This window comes from Bacteroides stercoris ATCC 43183, assembly GCF_025147325.1.
GTDB lineage: Bacteria > Bacteroidota > Bacteroidia > Bacteroidales > Bacteroidaceae > Bacteroides > Bacteroides stercoris.
The window spans coordinates 3,667,808-3,687,353 of the sequence record NZ_CP102262.1; the positions used below are offsets into that span (position 1 = coordinate 3,667,808).

Genomic DNA, 19,546 nt, shown 5'->3' on the forward strand with positions numbered 1-19,546 from the left:
AAGTTAGCATACCCAAAAACAATAAGACAATGAAAGATTTCTTGAAATTTACGCTCGCCACCGTAACCGGTATTGTTATATCGAGCGTTGTGTTGTTTTTCATCAGTATTCTCGTAGTTTTCAGTATGGTTTCATCCTCGGAATCGGAAACGCAAGTACGTAAGAACTCCGTCATGATGCTGGACTTGAACGGTACACTGGCCGAACGCAGCCAGGAAAACCCACTGGACCTTATTATGAAGGATGATTACAAGACATACGGACTGGACGATATCCTCTCTTCCATTAAGAAAGCGAAAGAGAACGAGGATATCAAAGGTATTTATATTCAGGCTACTTCACTGGGAGCGGGGTTCGCCTCGCTGGAAGAGATTCGCAATGCTCTGAAAGACTTCAAGGAATCGGGTAAGTTTGTCGTGGCCTACGGTGATGCCTATACGCAGGGGTTATACTACCTGTCCAGCGTGGCCGATAAAGTTCTGCTGAACCCGCAAGGTATGCTCGAATGGCGGGGACTGGCAGCTACTCCTATGTTCTTCAAGGATTTATTAGAGAAAGTGGGCGTGGAGATGCAGGTGTTTAAGGTGGGTACATACAAATCGGCAGTAGAACCGTTTATCTCCACCGAAATGAGTGCAGCCAACCGCGAGCAGATAAATGTATACCTGTCGTCCATTTGGGGACAGATTACGAGCGCCGTTGCCGAATCGCGCAACCTGTCCGTAGAGGCATTGAACAAGGAAGCCGACCGCATGCTGATGTTTTACCCCGCAGAGGAAAGCGTGAAGAACGGGTTGGTGGACACCTTAATATATAAGAATGATGTACGCGACTACCTGAAAAACCTGGCAGGCATCGACAAGGACGACAACATGCCGATACTGGGCATTCAGGACATGATAAACGTGAAAAAGAACGTGCCCAGAGACAAGAGCGGAAACGTAATTGCCGTATATTATGCGTATGGTGAGATTGACGGCGGTTCGTCCGCCTCTACCGACGAGGGTATCAACTCCGAAAAGGTTATCAAAGACCTGCGTAAGCTGAAAGATAATGAAAATGTAAAAGCCGTAGTGCTGCGTGTGAACTCTCCGGGCGGCAGCGCATACGGTTCCGAACAGATATGGTACGCCGTAAACCAACTGAAAAAGGAGAAACCGGTAATCGTATCCATGGGCGATTATGCCGCATCGGGCGGTTACTACATCTCCTGCAACGCCGATACCATCGTTGCCGAACCTACCACACTGACCGGCTCTATCGGCATCTTCGGAATGATGCCCAACGCCAAAGGGCTGACGGAGAAACTGGGTGTGAACTTCGACGTAGTAAAGACCAACCCGTATGCCGACTTCGGCAACCTGACCCGCCCCATGAACGACGGTGAAAAGGGATTGATGCAGATGTATGTCAACAACGGCTACGAACTCTTCCTGACCCGCTGCTCCGACGGACGCGGCATCAGTATGGAAGAATTGGACAAGATAGCGCAAGGCCGTGTATGGACCGGAAGCACCGCCAAAGAACTGGGACTGGTGGACGAATTGGGCGGCCTGGACAAGGCGTTGGAGATTGCCATTGCAAAAGCAGGTGTAGACGCTTACACCGTAATGAGTTATCCGAAGAAAGAGGGTTTCTTGGAAAGCCTGATGAATACGAATCCCGGAAATTATATCAAGGGTCGCATGCTGAACGGCAAAATGAGCGATATGTACCGTCAGTTCAGCATCATCGAGAACTTCGACAAGATAGACCGCATACAGGCACGCGTACCGTTTGAACTGAACATACAATAAATTTAAATGAAAGATGCATCCGTAAAAATACATCATTGGCTATATCCCTTGGCCTGGCTCTACGGGGCAGGGGTGTGCTTGCGAAACAAACTCTTTGACTGGGGCTGGCTCCGGTCAAGGAGTTTTGACGTTCCTGTGATATGTGTAGGCAACATCGCCGTAGGTGGAACGGGCAAAACGCCGCATACGGAGTATCTGATAAAGTTATTGCAGAATGAGGGCATAAACGTAGCCACACTGAGCCGCGGATACAAACGGAAGAGCAAAGGTTACATACTGGCAACCGCCGAAAGCAGCGTACAGAAAATCGGCGATGAACCCTATCAGATAAAGAGCAAGTTTCCAGATATACGGGTAGCGGTAGATGAAAACCGCTGTCACGGCATCGAGCAGTTGCTTACATTGAAGAGTCCTGCCGTGGATGCAGTGTTACTGGACGATGCCTTCCAGCATCGCCATGTAAAGGCAGGAATGAATATCCTGCTGACCGACTATCACCGGTTGCTGTGTGACGACGCCCTGTTGCCTGCCGGAAGACTGCGCGAACCCGCCTGCGGGAAAAACCGCGCCCAGATAGTCATTGTAACGAAGTGTCCGGATGATATCAAGCCGATAGATTTCAACATCATCACCAAGAGGTTGAATCTGTATCCGTACCAGCAATTGTATTTCTCCAGGTTCCGCTATGGCTCGCTGATGCCACTGTTCCCCGAAAAGGCAAAAGGCAGAATTACCTGCACCGGAGACGAACAGGTGCTACTCGTTACGGGCATCGCCTCTCCCGCCCCACTGGTGGAAGAAGTGAAATCCTACACCCCCAGCGTCAATCTGCTGGAGTTCGGCGACCACCATGACTTCGGCGAGAAAGACTTGCAGGTCATCGAGAAACAATTTAACCTGTTGAAGGGAAACAACAGGCTGATTATCACGACAGAGAAAGATGCTACCCGACTGAAGAACCATCCCAACCTGAACGAAACACTGAAGCCGTACATTTATGTGCTTCCCATCGAAATAGAGTTTTTACAAAATCAACAATATATATTTAACCAAAACATTATTGGCTATGTTAGAACGTATTCAAGAAACCGCAGCTTATCTGAAAGGTAAGATGCACACGCATCCTGAGACAGCAATTATCCTCGGAACCGGACTTGGCAGCCTTGCAGGTGAGATTACCGAGAAGTATGAAATAAAGTATGAGGATATTCCCAACTTCCCCGTTTCTACGGTAGAGGGACACAGCGGCAAACTGATTTTCGGCAAGCTGGGTAATAAGGATATTATGGCCATGCAAGGACGCTTCCACTTCTATGAGGGATATTCCATGAAGGAAGTGACCTTCCCGGTACGTGTAATGCGGGAACTGGGTATCAAGACCTTGTTTGTTTCTAATGCCAGCGGCGGTACGAATCCCGATTTTGAAATCGGCGACCTGATGATTATCACCGATCACATCAATTTCTTCCCCGAACATCCGCTGCACGGCAGGAATATTCCGTATGGCCCGCGCTTCCCGGACATGAGCGAGGCGTACGATAAAGAGCTTATCCGCAAGGCGGATGCAATTGCCGCTGAAAAGGGTATCAAGGTGCAACACGGTGTGTACATCGGCACGCAAGGGCCTACGTTTGAAACTCCGGCGGAATACAAGATGTTCCGTATCCTGGGTGCGGATGCGGTAGGTATGTCTACCGTTCCCGAAGTAATCGTAGCGAACCACTGCGGTATCAAAGTGTTCGGCGTATCGGTTATCACGGACTTAGGCGTGGAAGGCAAGATTGTAGAGGTTTCCCACGAAGAAGTGCAGAAAGCTGCGGATGCCGCACAGCCGAAGATGACGGAGATTATGAGGGAGTTGATTAACAGAGCGTAAGTAAATAAATGGTTGAAAGTTGATAGTCGGGAGTTGAAAGTTGCCGTGCAGTGTAAGTACGCGGTAACTATTCGCTTTTAACTATCAACTTTAACCTTTCAACTAATTAAGATGAGAACAGAAATAGCAACTCTCGGTGAGTTCGGCCTCATCCGCCACCTAACCGAGAGTATCGAATTAAAAAACGAATCAAGCCGGTACGGCATCGGGGATGATGCCGCCGTCCTCTCCTACCCGGCGGACAAAGAAGTGCTGGTAACCACCGATTTGTTACTGGAAGGCGTACATTTCGATTTGACGTATGTACCTTTGAAACATTTGGGATATAAATCGGCCGTAGTAAATTTTTCCGATATATATGCCATGAACGGTACACCCCGGCAAATCACTGTTTCGCTGGGACTGTCCAAACGTTTCAGCGTAGAGGATATGGAGGAGTTGTATGCCGGCATCCGCCTTGCCTGTGAGGAATACGGAGTGGATATTGTAGGCGGTGATACCTCTTCTTCCTATACGGGACTCACAATCAGCATCACTTGTATCGGTGAAGGTGAGAAAGGAAAGGTCGTTTATCGCAACGGCGCCAAAGAGACCGACCTTATCTGTGTTTCCGGCGACTTAGGTGCAGCCTATATGGGCTTGCAACTGCTGGAACGTGAGAAGAGCGTCCTTAAAGGGGGTGACAAAGATTTACAACCTGATTTCGCTGGCAAAGAGTATCTGCTGGAACGGCAACTGAAACCGGAAGCCCGCCGCGACATTATTCAGAAGTTGGCTAAAGAAGGTATTCAGCCTACTTCCATGATGGATGTTTCCGACGGCCTATCCTCGGAATTACTGCATATCTGCACGCAAAGCAAGGTCGGTTGCCGCATCTATGAGGAGCATATTCCCATCGACTACCAAACGGCCGTCATGGCAGAGGAGTTCAACATGAACCTGACGACTTGCGCCCTCAACGGCGGCGAGGATTACGAACTGCTGTTCACCGTGCCCATTGCCGACCATGAAAAGGTTTCCGAAATGGAAGGCATTAAGCTGATAGGCCATATCACTAAGCCGGAACTGGGTTGTGCCCTCATCAGCCGCGACGGACAGGAATTTGAACTGAAGGCACAAGGCTGGAATCCGCTTAAAGAGGAATCTGCCGCTCAACAGGAAGAGGTTGAATAGACAAAATGCCTCAAAACCGGGGAAAAGAGGATATCAAATAGAAATCCGAAAATGACAAAACCTCAAGAATAAAATAAAAGAAGAAGGCATAAATAACGGATTTATTCCATACTCCTCTAAAAAAAATATACGCTGATAATTAACCATATAGAGAATTATCAGCGTTTTTTATTTCCTAACCTCTTGCATAGTCCAAAACTTTCACTACCTTTGCAACCGCAAAAGAGATAAAAATGGTGCCATAGCTCAGTTGGTAGAGCAAAGGACTGAAAATCCTTGTGTCCCCGGTTCGATTCCTGGTGGCACCACCAAAAAGCTTTTCAATTTTAGAAAACCCTTGAATTAGAGATAGTTCAAGGGTTCTTTTTTTACCCTCGCTACGCATTTCATTACATATTTGTGAAGTTGGATTTCGCCAATTCAGTGGCTTTTTTTAAGGCTTTTGAAAAAGCCATAAATATGTATCATACTTCATTGTTTTTCAACTATTTGACAATTCCAATCTCCGGTGTGAAAAAGTAATTTTGCACACATGACCGGATGGAGTTGAAAATGTGAAAGAAATTTAAAAATTCGGTATTCCCCATCGGGATAAAAAAAAGGAATCGAACCCGGGATACAAAAGGCAATTCGAACCTGAGAAAAATGGGATTTTTATGGCTTTTCCACAAGTCCCTCAAAAAAGCCACCGAATTTAACACTTCGCTCCACGTCCTCATGCCATCCGGTTTTGACGAAACAATTGAATGTAAACCTCAAAAAACAAAAGTGATGAAACAGGGAACAATGAACATTCTGTTTTTCGTGCTTAAAACGAAATTGTTGAAAAACGGTGAGGCACCGGTATTGATGCGGATAACCATCAATGGAGACTATGACGATGTACGTATCCAAAGAAGCGTGCCCCTGAACTTATGGAACGCCGCCAAAGGATGCAGTAAAGGCAGGGACAGGGCATCAGTGGCACTGAACGCCTATATTGCCGAACTGCACGCACGCGCCTTGGAAAAACACAAGGAGCTGGTATTGGAACAGGCCCTGATTACCCCGAAACTGATCCTGAAACGTGTCTTCGGGAAAGACACCGGAATGCGTACACTGCTCGGTACCATGATGGAAGGCATCGGGGAAATGGAAACACTGGCAGGCATAGACTACTCTCCCGTCACGATCAACCGGTACAAGAACGTGGTGAAGAAATTGCAGCGGCTTATCCCCTCTTATTATGGCAAGGAGGATATCACCTTCCATGAGCTGACACCGGAGTTCATCCGTGCGTTTGACATTTACCTGAAAACGGAGGGGGGACTGTGCCGTAACACGATAGTCCGTTATATGAAATGTTTCAAGAAATTTACCAACATGGCATTGGCAAAGGAATGGATGCGCAAGAATCCCTTTTACGGTTACAAGATGGAGCAGGACGAGACCGATCCGGTATTCCTGACCTACGACGAGTTGCAGACCCTCATGAAAAAGAAATTCACCATCCCACGGCTCGAGCTGGTCAGGGACATATTTGTCTTCGCATGTTTCACCGGTCTGGCGTTCTCCGATGTCGCCACTCTGAGTGGTGAAAACCTGGTACAGGACAATCTCGGGGACTGGTGGATAAGGAAGGGAAGGATCAAGTTGGAACACCGCAGAAAAGCGTCTTCCATCAGCAACATCCCGCTGCTGCCCGTTCCACTGGCCATATTGGAGAAATACAGGGAACATCCGGTCTGCATAAAGAAAGGATGCTGCCTGCCTGTCATGTGCAACCAGAAAATGAACAGCTACCGTGCGCCCGTAAAGGTAGCGTAATGAATGTCTCTTTAGCAAGAGACTAGACTAGATTCTAAGTCTACTTCCAACCGACTTATCCGGCGGGGAAACCCAATGGGGAGTGTCGCATGTCGGTTGCAGCATGGCCGCCCTAATTGCCAAGGGCGAGTGCATCGCTGGGGAGAAAGACAGACACGAGGATGAAGCCTATACTGGTTGAACGATAGTTCAGTGAGGCATGTTGGACTTGTGACGAAAGGCAGTTGTATTGTCACACCGTGGCTCTCTCATTTGTCAGGTAGCCTTTGAGAGCATAGAATATAGCTACGGCACAACCGCAATAAGCGGAGAAAAGAACGAAAGTCGCATCCGACAGTCTGTCGCGCTAATAGTCATTACGAAACTAAACGGGGATTTCCTAAATCGGGATGCCTATGGAAACAGGGGCTATGTATAAAGATACTGAATACCCGATATGGAAACGGAGCTTCCGTAGTAGTCCGAGCAAGATAACGCCTTGCACATGGCGAAGGGAAGCAGTTGTCAACTTAATACAAACTAAGGAAAACGTGTGAGACGTATGAGAGATCCACAGCAAGTATTAAACGCTTTATGCGAACATAGTAAAGATTCGGATTACCGATACGAAAGGCTCTACCGAATTCTGTTTAATGAGGAAATGTTCTTCATAGCCTATCAGCGTACATATGCCAATCAAGGTAATATGACGCCCGGCAGCGATGGTAGAACCATCGACCGAATGAGCATTGACCGCATACGGAAAATAGTGGCAAGTCTGAGGGATGAATCTTATCAGCCCTATCCTGCCCGTCGAGTATACATTCCTAAAAAGAATGGAAAGAAACGCCCGTTGGGTATTCCCTCTTTTGAGGATAAACTCGTGCAGGAAGTGGTACATATGATTCTGGAAGCCATTTACGAAGGACACTTTGAGGATACCTCACATGGATTCCGCCCCAATAGAAGTTGTCACACAGCATTAAGAGATATAAGGGTGACATTCAAAGGAACACGATGGTTTATTGAAGGTGACATCAAAGGCTTCTTTGATAATATTGACCATAATATTATGATCGATATCCTCAGAGAACGCATCTCCGATGAACGGTTCCTGCGTTTAATCCGCAAATTCTTAAATGCAGGCTATATGGAGAAATGGACATACAACAATACTTACTCGGGAACACCACAAGGTGGTATCATCAGCCCTATATTGGCTAATATCTACCTTGATAAGTTCGACAAGTACATAAAGGAGTATGCCGAAAATTTCAATAAAGGCAAAGGACGGAGGCTAACCTGTGAATATCAACGTAATCGGAATCAGAGAAATGCATTACGATGGAAACTGGAAGACGAAACGGATGAAAACCGTAAAGCTGAACTGAAATCAAAAATTGCCCGGCTGCGCAAGCAGATGTTGGATATTCCTGCAACAAGGGACATGGATGATACATTCAAAAGATTGAAGTATGTAAGGTATGCTGATGACTTCCTTATTGGAATGATTGGCAGCAAGGAGGAATGCAAGATTGTCAAAGCCGACATTACGACTTTCATGAGAGAAAAGCTCAAACTGGAGATGTCGCAGGAGAAGACTTTAATCACCAATGCACAAGAGCCTGCAAAATTCCTTGGATATGAAATCATGGCACGTCGTTCTATGGATCATACACGCACACGGAGTGGGTTACAACGCCGTCCGTGGCTGGGAACAATTGTGTTGAATGTATCTTACGAAACCGTACTTAAGCGCCTTCAATCCTATGATGCTGTGCGTATCACACAAGTTAATAGGAAAGAGACTCTTAAGCCTTCGTCTCGTAAGTATATGGTAAATAGACAAGACGCAGATATTCTGGCGCAATACAATCTTGAATTGCGGGGATTCTACAACTACTATTCCATTGCGGACAATATCAGTTATTGGGGGTGGAAGTTCAATTATTTCATGAAGTACAGCATGCTTAAAACGCTCGGTCGAAAACACAAAAGAACTGTCGGACAAATACTCGAAAAGTATAGGGACGGGACGGATGTGGTTATCCCTTATAAGGATAATAAAGGAAACGAGAAACAAAGAGTATGGTATAACGGTGGGTTCAGATGCAAACGTTTCACAGACATCTATGAGGATAACCATTACGACAATATACCGAACACGATGTATCTTCCTGCCCCCACACTTGTGGAAAGGCTTAAAGAGAGAAGATGTGAACTATGTGGAAAAATGGGAGACCTTGTGATGCATCATGTACGTAACATCAATCAACTGAAAGCTGGTACAAGATGGAATACCATGATGATTAAACGACATCGTAAAACACTCGCGGTCTGTCACGACTGTGATGCATTAATCCACAAAAGCTATGATTAATAAAGTTATGTTGACAATGGAGAGCCGTATACATGGAGACATGTACGTACGGTTCGGGGGCAGGTTAGTGGAAACTTACCACCGCAAGGTGGAAAAGCGCTGTTGGCCTAGCCTACTCAAGGAAATCGCCGATTTCTGCGGCATAAAGAAAAACCTGACCACGCACGTGGCCAGGCACACTTTCGGGACGACCGTCACGCTCGCCAACAATGTACCCTTGCAGGACGTGTCCGTCATGCTCGGACATGCCTCCACACGCATGACGCAGCATTATGCGCGGGTCATGAACAGCAGCCTGAAAGAGGCGATGAACAATGTGAAGGAACGTCTGGCGCAATAGACGTACGACACACCATTAAAGCCGTCCCCGGAGGATGGCTTTTTTTGTATCAGGACAGTTCAGGAATAACTGCCATTCTTTCAATTTCTTACCTGCAAATATAGCCCTTTGCCGGGTTGATTGCGCAAGGCGGCCCCTTTCAGGGGCTGGTTGGCTAAAAGAAAATCATCCTCGCTTCGCTGCGGTATTTTCTTTTGCCAAGCCTTGCGCAATCCCCGGCAAAGGACAGTCCGGCAAGTAAGAAACCGAAAAACCGGCTCCACGGAGCCGATAATGTCAAACAAACTAAAAAAAATGAAGGTATGAACAGAGAAACGACAAGCAAAGTCCACAAAGGACAGCAGGGTGCCAATCCGAAAATGAGAATGTTGGTTTATCGGGAAAGGAGCTATCCCGCACGGGAGGTGCAAGGCAGGGACGGAAGCTATACGGTTGCCGCAGACAGCCTGGTGCCGGAACTGCTGGACGGCATCGGAAGCCATGATCCGGCAGCTTTCAAGCTGGACGAGGAAATCGCCTGCTATTGCTCGGACGAGGAAATCCAAAAACTGGCGGACGAAGAACTGGTAGAAATAATTTATGAATGGCAACGGTTATGACTGAAACAACAACAGCAAAGGTCCGGGAAGAACAAGTAACGGGCCTTACCGCAGAGAATGCACACCGGGTCACGATGATCCGGGAAAAGGGTACGGACCATCCTCCCGTACCGTTCCATTTCAGAAAGGAGTATCATGGAACGGGCAACTACGTACACCTGTACGGAAATCCGGAAGACCGCAATGAATTGCATTCCAGGGACTTCAAAGACTGGGAAGCCGTAGCGTTCAAACATCCGGGCTATCTGGAGGATATGTGGAAACAGGCTTGCGACGCATACGCATGGAGTTCCTTCGACCCGGAGATTCGTGGCGAGACGGACATCATGATCTACGGGGAGGAGCTGCACAACGACCTGCAACTCATGCAGGAAGAGGAACGGGATACATACATCGCCGCCTACCGGCAAAAGCTGTCCGCCCAGCTCTCGGCCCTCTCACGCTGCGCCAACCCGATGGTGACGGGACGGGGCGGATTCGATTACCACAGGCAGGAGAATACGAACAGAAGCTACCGGAACCGCTACGAGGAGTTCCGCAATTGGCGGCAAAAGGTTCTTGAAGCCGTCAGACGGAAAAAGGAAGCCGCACGACCGGAGGAAGAAAAACTGGAAAAGGCATGGCAGACGCTCAAACGCGACATCAGGAGCAGCGCCGATACCATCCACGGGATTGATACCGGACAATGCCGGGGTTATAGCCGTGCCCTGTTCGTCAGCAGCATCCTGAACAAGGTATCCACCTTCGCCAATCACGGGGAAGTGGAAATCGTCCGCAGGGCCGTGGACTTCATTTCCGAATATAATGCAAGGGTAAGGAAACCCGTCATCACCCCGAGAAACAAATTCTTCCAATTGCCGGAACTTGCGGAACGGATGCGCGAAAGGCTGAAAGCGGTGCAAAGACGGGAAAACAAGGAAGTGCCGTTCGAGGGCGGGACACTTGTATGGAACTATGGGGAAGACCGCCTTCAGATCCTGTTTGACAGGATTCCCGAAGACAACAGACGCAAGGAACTGAAATCCTCCGGATTCCGCTGGTCACCCAGAAACAAGGCATGGCAACGGCAGCTCACCTCCAATGCCCTCAGTGCCGCCAAGAGAGTGTTGAACCTTCAAAACATCTGAACCATGAATAACGACAAACTGAAATTCGTAGTCGATTCACGCAGTTTTGACGGCAGCTGCGTGACCACCATGTCTGACGGAATACACGGCGACTACCATCATGAGACACTGGAGGAACTGAGGGACAGGGAAAAGAACCCGTACCTCACAGCCGTGTCCGGAAATACCGTCCGCAAGATGATACGCATCCACCTGCAATCCCTCTGCGCCCCGTTCAGTGAGATTACGGAAGAAAGATATTTCGACTACATGGATGTCTTGCCCCCCATCCGCCATACCCGGAATTTCTTTTTCCTGGGAGAGCCTTATCATGCGGACATCTACCGGTTCTGCTTCCGGGCGGGCGGACGCTACTTCACGGGACTCCGCTCCGTTACCACGCCAAGAAAGGAACTGGAACGGCAGATGGACAACCATTACCGGAACATTACCTTCAAAGGAGACATCCTGAAAGAAAAGCCGATGGTCATCTCTGACCACGCACGGCATGCCTCTATAATTATAGTTCCTTATCTGTTTCTTGACATAAATGGCGAGAAGAAGTTCATCTGCAACCTGATGAGAGGAACGGACGAATCGTCAGGCAGGGATGTAAGGCTGGAAACCGCCAAAATCCTGCGAAGCCTGCGCCGTCATCATTTCCTCTACTTCTCCGGCTATGAGGGAAACGACGATATGGACAAGTTCCTAGGCGAAGTGATGAAGAAAAAGCACACCCTGCTGGCAAACGGCAACTTCCTCCAATATCCCGTGAACCGGGAGTCCGTGTCTTTTACCGGAACGGTCAGGGAAACAGGCAAGCCGTTCTTCTTCCGGATTTACGACAGGGAGCTGTTCCTGCACCTGTTGTACGTCCTGAGAGGCATCAAAAGGGAAAAAGCTAAAATATAACGTGACACATAACGACGGTATGGTGACTGTCTTTCCGACCCGTCACCATACTAAAAAAACAATGAAATCATGAGAACTGTGACCGAAGAATCGTTGCGACGCAGGCTGGCCCGTCTGGAGTCGGCCCTGGAAAGCGAAAAGGCACGCCTGAGAAAAGTATGCGGCGGCATCCCCTGGGGAGCCGGGATGAGGCGTACCAAATGTACCCCCTCATTCCGAAGGGAGGACGAACTGATTGGGAAAATCAAGGCGGTGAGACAGCAACTCTCCCAAATGTCCGCAGGCGGTGACAATCACACGTTTAAAGAAACAGGCAGGTGAATGCCGGCCAATTAACTTGCAAGTCAATAATTTTAAAACCAGTTACGAATATGAACACCCGATTGGCTATAATCCGTTCAGAGGGAAAAGAACATCTCTGCTACCGGGAAGAGGAATGTTTTGTCGATGTATCCTATCCGATGGTGACATTTACCAAAGGGGAGGATGATTTTGAAATTGCCAAATGCGACCATCCGTCCATGGAAGAGACTTTCCTGTATCAGGAAAGCCGTCTCTCAATCGTGATTGAAATGTACCATAACGGCTGGCCGGCATTGTCTCTGAAAGATCCCGTGACCCATGAGATATACACGGTCCTGACGGTCAACTTAGAAGATAAGGCGGCATTCTCACTGCCTGACAGGGCATTCGTGGACATCAACAACAATCCTGATGCCATGGAGTTCCTTCTGTCTAACAAATTGGCTGAGGATACAGGTTATAGACGTCAGAGCGGCTGAGTAAGCTACCCGATGGTCACACTTAACCTTCCGACGTTTTACAGGCTTGACCCACATGCCTTTAGCGCAATATTGAATATCCGGTAATCCTTCCGGGCAATGAATCTGGTATCAACAATCAAATGGAAAGAATCATGAAAAGATATGACATAAGAGTAAGGTGTTCCTTCGAGGGCACTTACACGGTAGCGGCAGAAGACCGCGATGAAGCAAAAAGAATGGTAAATGACGATTGCGGTCTTGTTTTGGGCGGCGATATCCACACGACACGCGATGACGATGAAGTGTTGGACTGGGATTTCTGTATCCATCCCGACACGCGGATTCTCTCCTTGCAGGAAAGAGGCGGAAAAGGAAGTTTACCGTCAGAAGCCGTTGATTTCAGCGGCAGGATCAAGGAACTGCGGGGGGACATCATCGACGCGATACGGCAGTTGCTCCATGCTCACTGCGTGAAAGAAATTCGTCTTCCGGAAGAGGATTATGATCCGGTCTGGGTGATATGGTTTGGCAAGAACGGAGAACCATATGAATGCAGGGTGACAGGACTCCGGGTAACGGCGGACAGCCTGACCGTCCTTGCCGAAGAGAAAGAAAGCGGTGACGAGGTGCAGTGTCACAGCCCGTTTGAACTCGGCGCGAAGAACATAGACTGGCTTCATGAGATGTATGAGGCTGTGTGGCATCAACTGAGAGAAACAAACAATGTAGAATCACAAATAGAAGAACCATGAAATATCAAGCGGAAAATACCGTCTCCAGTTTCTTCTACTACATGTGGAACGCCTGGAGCGAGGAGGAATGCAAAACCGTGTATGGCGGCATGTACCCGCATTTCTGGGAAAAATGGTGCGTGGCGACAGACAAGGGCACATTCGGCGCGGCGGAACGGTTCTATCTGGAACTTTCGGAAGACAACCGCAGGCTTTTGGTGGAACGGGCCGTCTCGATATACGACGGACGAGGCCTCAGAAACAGGAACAGAAACATAAAAAATCAAACAGCATGCAGGGAAACATTATCAGTCTGATCTGCAACTCATGCGGTTGCGGTCAAACGGAAGCACAGGAATACCTGGACTCCGAAATCCGGTACCTGCGCGAATTGCAGGAGGCGGACGACCTGAGAGAAGATGACATGGAAACGGCCTGTCTCAACCTCGGTCTTGACCTTGACTACCGGGAATATTTTATCAACCGCCTCGCAGGGGCATAAAAAACTTATGGCTATGACTTATTTTCAGAACATACACTCTCTGGCGGACTTGAAGAAAGAATACCGCCGGCTGGCATTGGAGCACCACCCGGACAAGGGTGGTGACACCGCAATCATGCAACAGGTGAACACCGAGTTTGGAAGGCTTTTTGAGGCTTGGAAAGAAAAACCGGATATTCCCTCGACCTCAACCGGATATGAATATGACTATCCGGGAGCCACGGCAAAGGAATACACCAAGTATGTGTATAACGAATACCGCTGGAAAGGCCGCAATTACAAGGGGCAGCACGCTCCTGAAATCGTGGGACTGGTACGGGCATGGCTCAAGGAGACCTATCCGGGATACAAGTTCTCTGTCAGACGGGAGAATTGCCACTCCATCCATATCCGGTTGATGAAAGCGGATTTCGAGGCGTTCACCAAAGAGTCCGGAAAAGTTCAAGGCGATGTCAACCACCATCATATCCATTCAGACAAATCCTTGACGGACAGGGCAAAGGATGTAATGGTGAATATCTGCGATTTCATCATGTCGTACAATTTCGATGACAGCGACCCCATGACGGACTATTTTCACACCAACTTTTACCTGACGCTCGGAATCGGAAGTTACAAACAGCCGTACAAGGTGGAACCGCCCAAACTCGGCAGCAAAGACAAGCCGGAGATATTCAAGCATCCGGAAGGTCCGGCACACGAGGCAATGCGCCGGGCATTGGGCAAAGCGCGTTTCGGCTTCATCGAAAGCCGGAAGTATGCCGGGGAAATAATTCTGGGGGAAGACTGTTTCGGCTCACGGGGCGAAGTCTATTTTTGGCCGAAGGAATATTCAAGCGCAAAAATGGCCCAAAAACGCATCGACAAACTGGAGGAAGCCGGAATAAGGTGCGAACTCACCGGCTATAACGGAGGATACATCCGCCTGCTCGGATACACCCCTGAGATGAGAAATTCCCTGGAACGGGAACGTCAGGAGTATGCCGCCGCGTATCAGGCATGGTACTCAAAACAGAATTTAAAAACAATCTGATTCAGAAATTATGGATACAAACAATTTGGACAAGTGGTGGTACGGACTTCCGGAAAACACCAGACAGGCTATAGGAAACAATGGGATATGGGAAAAACTGGATATGCCGTCCCGTTCGGCGCTACACCGGTATTCCCGGCTTAGAATTTACGGAACGGCAAAGGACAGGGATGAGGAACGCACGCTGCTCAATGAAATCGCGTGCGGACTGGGCGACCTTGCCCTTGTCCGTAAAAACGGCATCGCTTTGGAGAAAATGTGCAACGGGAACGGGGAATTTTACGATGAATACCAGGAACAGTTCGACATATTATATGACAATTACGGACATACAATAGAAAATATAAGCTGGCCGGACTGGATCGGACATACAATTCCGACAAACAGGGAACTGGTCCGGTTATTGGAACATCACGGTTACAAGCGTATGGAAATCGATACCGACAGAAGAATCCCGAAAACTTTCTATGTTTTCCGTCGTGGGTTGCACATCAACGCAAGCGAGGACTTGTCTTACCACATCGTACCGCAACAGGACAGTTTCGGACTGGGGCGTTTTGCGGTATGCGCTACCAAAGACGGTGAAAGCTCCCAGCTGGGAACTGACTGTGCCCGGCTCTTTTTGAGGCGCTTCCTTGCCTTCCTGAAGGGTGAAAGAAGCGGGAAAGAGATTATAGATGAAATATGCAACAACCGACAAACTGAACGATAGTATGAAAGCAAAAGTATTCAAGTACAGGTCTGACGGGAATACCGTCGTGGCTCCTTATATGGAACTGGAACCGTACGCCGAGAATGTATATCTCTCCCTGTCTAGAAAGAACGAATATGGGAATGAGGACGATGACTGTTTCCATGTGGTCTGCCGGATTGAAAACGTTTATTTCTCCAGCGGGCAGTATTCACGCCGGTTCCTCAACGGAGAAAACCGCAGGGACGAAACTGCCGCCTATTGCAGGAACTGGATCGCGGATACGCTTCAGGGCGCGGAAAGAGGAGCCTTTGTCAGGTTGATCTCCGTCCGCGTGTTCGAGGCTCTCGGACTTGACACCACCCCCCTGGTGCAAGCCCGTGAGGCATACAAAAGGAGGCAGGAACAGAAACGCAGGGAACAGGAGGAGAAAGAGGCGGAAGAGCGCAGAGCGCGGGAAGAGCAATATCAGCGGCTGCTCGATGAACAGAAACAGAAATTCCTGGACGGGGAACGGATCACGGGAGGAATGTTCCTTGAAATCACCGGAAGGGACGGTTTTGACATCCATATCAGAACCAAAGGGACATTCAACAGGCATGTAAGAGGCATTGACAGGAACGGAACCGTCAGTTACCGGAAAATCAAAGGTCTCCGGACTCCGGACTTTACCGGATGCCATAAGGCCGTGGGCGATTATCTTGCATTTATAACAACAAGAAAGGGCAAATAATAAAACCTGGCGGTAACGGCGTGCTCCATGCGGCTGTTACCGTTGCCGGCTTCCGGACTCACAACTTACGGTTCAGCGCCATCGCCAACGGAAACATAAACCGGTTATAGGCCTTGAGCTTTTGCAAATTCAGCGCATATCCGGCATAGGGGCTGGTCAGATCGGTATAGAAGAATACATCGGTAAATCCCGCGTGTTCCTCCACAATTTCACCATCCAACGGAATCTCCTCCACATTGAACCGCTCCAGAGGCAGCTCTTCCAGACGGGCATGCTCCGCATTGCCCAATACGTTCAGGTTGCGGTTAAACAGCACGAATCCTTTCTTCCTGTAATCCACACGCATACCATACGGACGCTCCACAAGGAAAGCATCCGCCGCTTTCTTTATATAGTTTTCCATGATCCTGAAATTAGAAACTGCAAAAATACACCATTTGTCCGGCAATGGCGAACAAATCAGGAAGATTATCTCCGGAAGCCATACAAGATCCCGCAACAAGGAACAACCGCATATTTTATTTCCCACCCTGCAAAGGTAGTCCCGTGTCCTGTGTACCCGTACAAGGTCAGGCCCCTGCGGGGTTGGCTGAAAGAAAATCATCCTCGCTTCGCTGCGGTATTTTCTTTCGCCAAACCTTGCGGGTACGGCCACGGGACTGTCAGGCAGGCGAGAAATAAAAATACCGGCTCCCGGAGCCGGACGTGTTTAACAGATAAAAATACAAAAGTCATGAAAATCCTGAATGAAGAACATTTCGAGAATGTAAGGCGCTATGCCGAATCCATCGGTGACACCTCGCTCCAAAAATGTCTGGAACGGTTGAAAAGCTGGGAAGAAAACCCTGACTGTCCCTGCGAAATCTCACTCTACTACGACCATGCCCCGTACTCGTTCGGCTTTACACAGCGCTATCCCGACGGAAGGACAGGTATCGTGGGAGGTCTGCTCTATCATGGAATACCTGACAGATCGTTTGCCGTAACATTGCAGCCGTTCCACGGATGGCAGATACATACCTGAAAAACATGAGACTCGACAATGACCGAAAAGCAGACTTCAGAACAGAGAATCCGAGGTCTGCTTTTTCATTTCTTGCTGTAAAGATAGCCGTTTCCCGGGCTGATTGCGCAAGGCGGCCCCTTTCAGGGGCTGGGTTGGCTGAAAGAAAATCATCCTCGCTTCGCTGCGGTATTTTCTTTCGCCAAGCCTTGTCGCAATCCCCGGCAAACAGGCCGGAAAGACACCAAGAAATAAAAATGCCTACCCATGTAGGCCGATGTTTTACTTAAAAAAGAACGGATATGGAAACACTGGATTATAACCGGCTGCTGCTTGTCTCTCTGTGGCAATACAACCACCATGGGGATGAAGGGCTGACTCCCGCACTTTTCGAGGAAACGTTCGGAAAGGTCTATGGAAGTCACTGCTACGAAAAATGGACCGGCTACTTCAATCAGAATCTCTGGGACATGATTGCCTATTTCAGAAGCGAGAAGGAGAACGGACAGAAGTTCTGTGATATGGTTGCCCGCCAGGTCAAATTGTACCAACAAAAACGCTCTCAATATGAAGTACGGTAATTTTTATGATTTGGAAAGCCTGACTCTGCTCAACAGGCATGAAGGGTGTGCCTGTTCCATAAAGGAGTGCGACGTGGAGAAGGTGAACCGGCTGATTTCAAGGATGCGGGAGGACAGGAAAAGAGTCAGTTTACCGACCGCAGGGGATGTCGTCACTTATACTACCCGTGGCGGTGACTATTATCCGCAGGCACACATTGAAAGGGGCGATGACCGGGAAGTCCATATTTGCCTTCTCCCACAGACACCTTTCTGCCATGAAAATGAAAAGTGTACCGGTTACAATACGGAAGGAGGCCCTTGGGTTATAACCGGTCCGGAATTGCTGCTTCCCGATGGCATACGCAGCAAACAGTTCCGGATGTGGGGGCATACCGGAAGGCACAGGAACGGTGCCGTCCTCTTCCACACATTCGTCAGGGCATGGAAATACACGGAACCCGATCCTCTGTACGGAAAGTACACCACAAAAGAATGGACGAGATACATCATCGAGTGTCAGCCGGATATTGAACCGGCTGATGCCTTTATCTATCGGAATGAGTCATTCACCCTTTACTCGCGGGAAGAACTGGAGCGGCTGGTCGGGATTCTGCACGGAGAACTTTTCAACGGATTCCGTCCCGGTCTGTTCATACTCTGGGCATACCGTATGGAATGGAAGGAACTTCCCACATGGGAATGGAACATGCTGAAAGCGGAAACGCACCTCTTTTTCCTTGGCGTCTCCCCCGTCAAGATACGGACAGACCATAACGGACATACAGTAACCTTCTATAAAAAAACAGAACAATATGACACGCTATGAGACATCCCCAGAAGTCCGGCCACTTGAAAAGACAATCTGTGAGTTTGCAGGCTTGAACGGGTACGATCCGATGAACGTGTTCACAGATTTCCTGCGTTACGTCATACACGGATTCTCACCGGGCGCTCCTCCGCTGAAAGACTGGAGGTACAAGCGGCAGCAGAATGCCGCATTCATGAAAATGTTTGCGGAATGGGTGCGGCTCATGCAGAAGCAGCTGGAGGCCGCATCCTGGTATGACGCGTTAGGAGACCTTTTCATGGCGCTCAGTTCCAGAAAGGGACAACAGGCGCAAGGGCAGTTCTTCACTCCCGTACATATCTGCGACCTGATGGTAATGTGTACGGAAACGGACGGAAAAAAGACCGGGCAGAGGATAAACGACCCTACCTGCGGAAGTGGGCGTCTCCTGCTGGCATATCATGTACGCCACCTGGGTAATTATCTTGTCGCGGAAGATGTCAACCGTACCTGTTGCCTGATGACCATATGCAATATGCTCATTCACGGCTGCGTGGGGGAAGTCATCCACCATGACAGCCTCTGCCCCGAAAACTTCATGGACGGCTGGATGGTAAACCATACACTGACCCAGACGGGCATTCCTTCCATTCGCCGGATGAGCGAGGAGGAATATCGGACAAGCAGGAACATGTCCGTTGACCTGCTCAGAAAGCGGAAAGAGAAATTGCGCCAAATGCAGCCGGACAAGAAACAATTGCCATAAAAACAT

General features: G+C 48.8%; 21 protein-coding genes, 1 tRNA gene and 3 pseudogenes. 23 read left to right on the top strand and 2 right to left on the bottom strand.

Annotation, left to right across the window (positions count from 1 at the left end; all coding sequences use genetic code 11):
* Window positions 1–29: 29 nt before the first annotated feature.
* The 8 genes and pseudogenes from sppA to NQ565_RS15585 all read left to right on the top strand — a co-directional run.
* On the top strand, window positions 30–1,796 hold the full coding sequence (sppA, locus tag NQ565_RS15550) for a signal peptide peptidase SppA (RefSeq protein WP_022103675.1): 1,767 nt from the start codon (window positions 30–32) through the stop codon (window positions 1,794–1,796).
* 6 nt (window positions 1,797–1,802) lie between these two features.
* Window positions 1,803–2,906: a tetraacyldisaccharide 4'-kinase gene (lpxK, locus tag NQ565_RS15555; protein WP_005656854.1), complete on the top strand. Its 1,104-nt coding sequence runs from the start codon at window positions 1,803–1,805 to the stop codon at window positions 2,904–2,906.
* Window positions 2,863–3,672: a purine-nucleoside phosphorylase gene (locus NQ565_RS15560; RefSeq protein ID WP_005656855.1), complete on the top strand. Its 810-nt coding sequence runs from the start codon at window positions 2,863–2,865 to the stop codon at window positions 3,670–3,672. The genes lpxK and NQ565_RS15560 overlap by 44 nt, the downstream gene beginning before the upstream one ends.
* Window positions 3,673–3,783: 111 nt before the next feature.
* Complete coding sequence (gene thiL, locus NQ565_RS15565; RefSeq protein WP_005656857.1) at window positions 3,784–4,845, top strand: thiamine-phosphate kinase; 1,062 nt, start codon at window positions 3,784–3,786, stop codon at window positions 4,843–4,845.
* 235 nt (window positions 4,846–5,080) lie between these two features.
* A tRNA-Phe gene (locus NQ565_RS15570) sits at window positions 5,081–5,156 on the top strand.
* Window positions 5,157–5,616: 460 nt separating this feature from the next.
* Window positions 5,617–6,627, top strand: a pseudogene (locus tag NQ565_RS15575) (phage integrase SAM-like domain-containing protein); the annotation flags it as partial.
* Window positions 6,628–7,192: 565 nt separating this feature from the next.
* The gene (locus NQ565_RS15580) at window positions 7,193–9,010 is read left to right on the top strand and encodes a reverse transcriptase/maturase family protein (RefSeq protein ID WP_005656863.1); all 1,818 of its coding nucleotides are present in this window, start codon (window positions 7,193–7,195) and stop codon (window positions 9,008–9,010) included.
* 109 nt (window positions 9,011–9,119) lie between these two features.
* Window positions 9,120–9,350, top strand: a pseudogene (locus NQ565_RS15585) (tyrosine-type recombinase/integrase); the annotation flags it as partial.
* An 80-nt stretch (window positions 9,351–9,430) separates the two neighbouring features.
* Here NQ565_RS15585 and NQ565_RS17050 read toward each other — a convergent pair.
* On the bottom strand, window positions 9,431–9,625 hold the full coding sequence (locus tag NQ565_RS17050) for a hypothetical protein (RefSeq protein WP_005634939.1): 195 nt from the start codon (window positions 9,623–9,625) through the stop codon (window positions 9,431–9,433).
* A 27-nt stretch (window positions 9,626–9,652) separates the two neighbouring features.
* Between NQ565_RS17050 and NQ565_RS15590 the strand changes: the two genes are divergently transcribed.
* The 11 genes and pseudogenes from NQ565_RS15590 to NQ565_RS15640 all read left to right on the top strand — a co-directional run bounded on the left by NQ565_RS15590 (window position 9,653) and on the right by NQ565_RS15640 (window position 16,421).
* Entirely contained in the window at window positions 9,653–9,949 is a 297-nt protein-coding gene (locus NQ565_RS15590; RefSeq protein WP_005864593.1) for a hypothetical protein, read from the top strand.
* Complete coding sequence (locus NQ565_RS15595; protein ID WP_040316148.1) at window positions 9,934–11,076, top strand: hypothetical protein; 1,143 nt, start codon at window positions 9,934–9,936, stop codon at window positions 11,074–11,076. The genes NQ565_RS15590 and NQ565_RS15595 overlap by 16 nt, the downstream gene beginning before the upstream one ends.
* 3 nt (window positions 11,077–11,079) lie before the next feature.
* Window positions 11,080–11,967, top strand: a complete 888-nt coding sequence (locus NQ565_RS15600) for a hypothetical protein (protein WP_005656871.1) — start codon at window positions 11,080–11,082, stop codon at window positions 11,965–11,967.
* 69 nt (window positions 11,968–12,036) lie between these two features.
* Window positions 12,037–12,288, top strand: a complete 252-nt coding sequence (locus NQ565_RS15605) for a hypothetical protein (RefSeq protein ID WP_005634966.1) — start codon at window positions 12,037–12,039, stop codon at window positions 12,286–12,288.
* A 50-nt stretch (window positions 12,289–12,338) separates the two neighbouring features.
* Window positions 12,339–12,836, top strand: a pseudogene (locus tag NQ565_RS15610) (DUF4313 domain-containing protein).
* A 47-nt stretch (window positions 12,837–12,883) separates the two neighbouring features.
* Window positions 12,884–13,483, top strand: a complete 600-nt coding sequence (locus NQ565_RS15615; protein ID WP_040316230.1) for a hypothetical protein — start codon at window positions 12,884–12,886, stop codon at window positions 13,481–13,483.
* Window positions 13,480–13,779 (top strand): hypothetical protein, encoded by a 300-nt coding sequence (locus NQ565_RS15620; RefSeq protein ID WP_005637786.1) that lies wholly within the window; start codon window positions 13,480–13,482, stop codon window positions 13,777–13,779. The genes NQ565_RS15615 and NQ565_RS15620 overlap by 4 nt, the downstream gene beginning before the upstream one ends.
* Window positions 13,755–13,964 carry a hypothetical protein gene (locus NQ565_RS15625; protein WP_005802673.1) on the top strand — a complete coding sequence of 70 codons (210 nt, stop codon included), beginning with the start codon at window positions 13,755–13,757 and terminating at the stop codon, window positions 13,962–13,964. The genes NQ565_RS15620 and NQ565_RS15625 overlap by 25 nt, the downstream gene beginning before the upstream one ends.
* Before the next feature lie 13 nt (window positions 13,965–13,977).
* Entirely contained in the window at window positions 13,978–14,997 is a 1,020-nt protein-coding gene (locus tag NQ565_RS15630; protein ID WP_008778735.1) for an LPD29 domain-containing protein, read from the top strand.
* Window positions 14,998–15,007: 10 nt separating this feature from the next.
* Complete coding sequence (locus NQ565_RS15635) at window positions 15,008–15,709, top strand: hypothetical protein (RefSeq protein ID WP_005656877.1); 702 nt, start codon at window positions 15,008–15,010, stop codon at window positions 15,707–15,709.
* Between the two features lies 1 nt (window position 15,710).
* Entirely contained in the window at window positions 15,711–16,421 is a 711-nt protein-coding gene (locus tag NQ565_RS15640; RefSeq protein ID WP_005840921.1) for a hypothetical protein, read from the top strand.
* A 58-nt stretch (window positions 16,422–16,479) separates the two neighbouring features.
* On the opposite strand, the gene NQ565_RS15645 is transcribed toward NQ565_RS15640, so the two are convergent.
* The gene (locus NQ565_RS15645; RefSeq protein ID WP_005636608.1) at window positions 16,480–16,824 is read right to left on the bottom strand and encodes a hypothetical protein; all 345 of its coding nucleotides are present in this window, start codon (window positions 16,822–16,824) and stop codon (window positions 16,480–16,482) included.
* A 330-nt stretch (window positions 16,825–17,154) separates the two neighbouring features.
* On the opposite strand from NQ565_RS15645, the gene NQ565_RS15650 reads away from it, so the two are divergent.
* From NQ565_RS15650 to NQ565_RS15665, 4 genes are all read left to right on the top strand, one after another.
* Entirely contained in the window at window positions 17,155–17,445 is a 291-nt protein-coding gene (locus NQ565_RS15650; RefSeq protein WP_005942846.1) for a DUF4120 family protein, read from the top strand.
* A gap of 281 nt (window positions 17,446–17,726) precedes the next feature.
* The gene (locus NQ565_RS15655) at window positions 17,727–18,005 is read left to right on the top strand and encodes a hypothetical protein (RefSeq protein WP_005636603.1); all 279 of its coding nucleotides are present in this window, start codon (window positions 17,727–17,729) and stop codon (window positions 18,003–18,005) included.
* The gene (locus tag NQ565_RS15660; protein ID WP_005656885.1) at window positions 17,992–18,813 is read left to right on the top strand and encodes a DUF4121 family protein; all 822 of its coding nucleotides are present in this window, start codon (window positions 17,992–17,994) and stop codon (window positions 18,811–18,813) included. The genes NQ565_RS15655 and NQ565_RS15660 overlap by 14 nt, the downstream gene beginning before the upstream one ends.
* Window positions 18,800–19,540, top strand: coding sequence for an N-6 DNA methylase (locus NQ565_RS15665; RefSeq protein WP_005656887.1), 741 nt, complete (start codon window positions 18,800–18,802; stop codon window positions 19,538–19,540). Before NQ565_RS15660 ends, NQ565_RS15665 begins: the two co-directional genes overlap by 14 nt.
* Window positions 19,541–19,546: the final 6 nt, after the last annotated feature.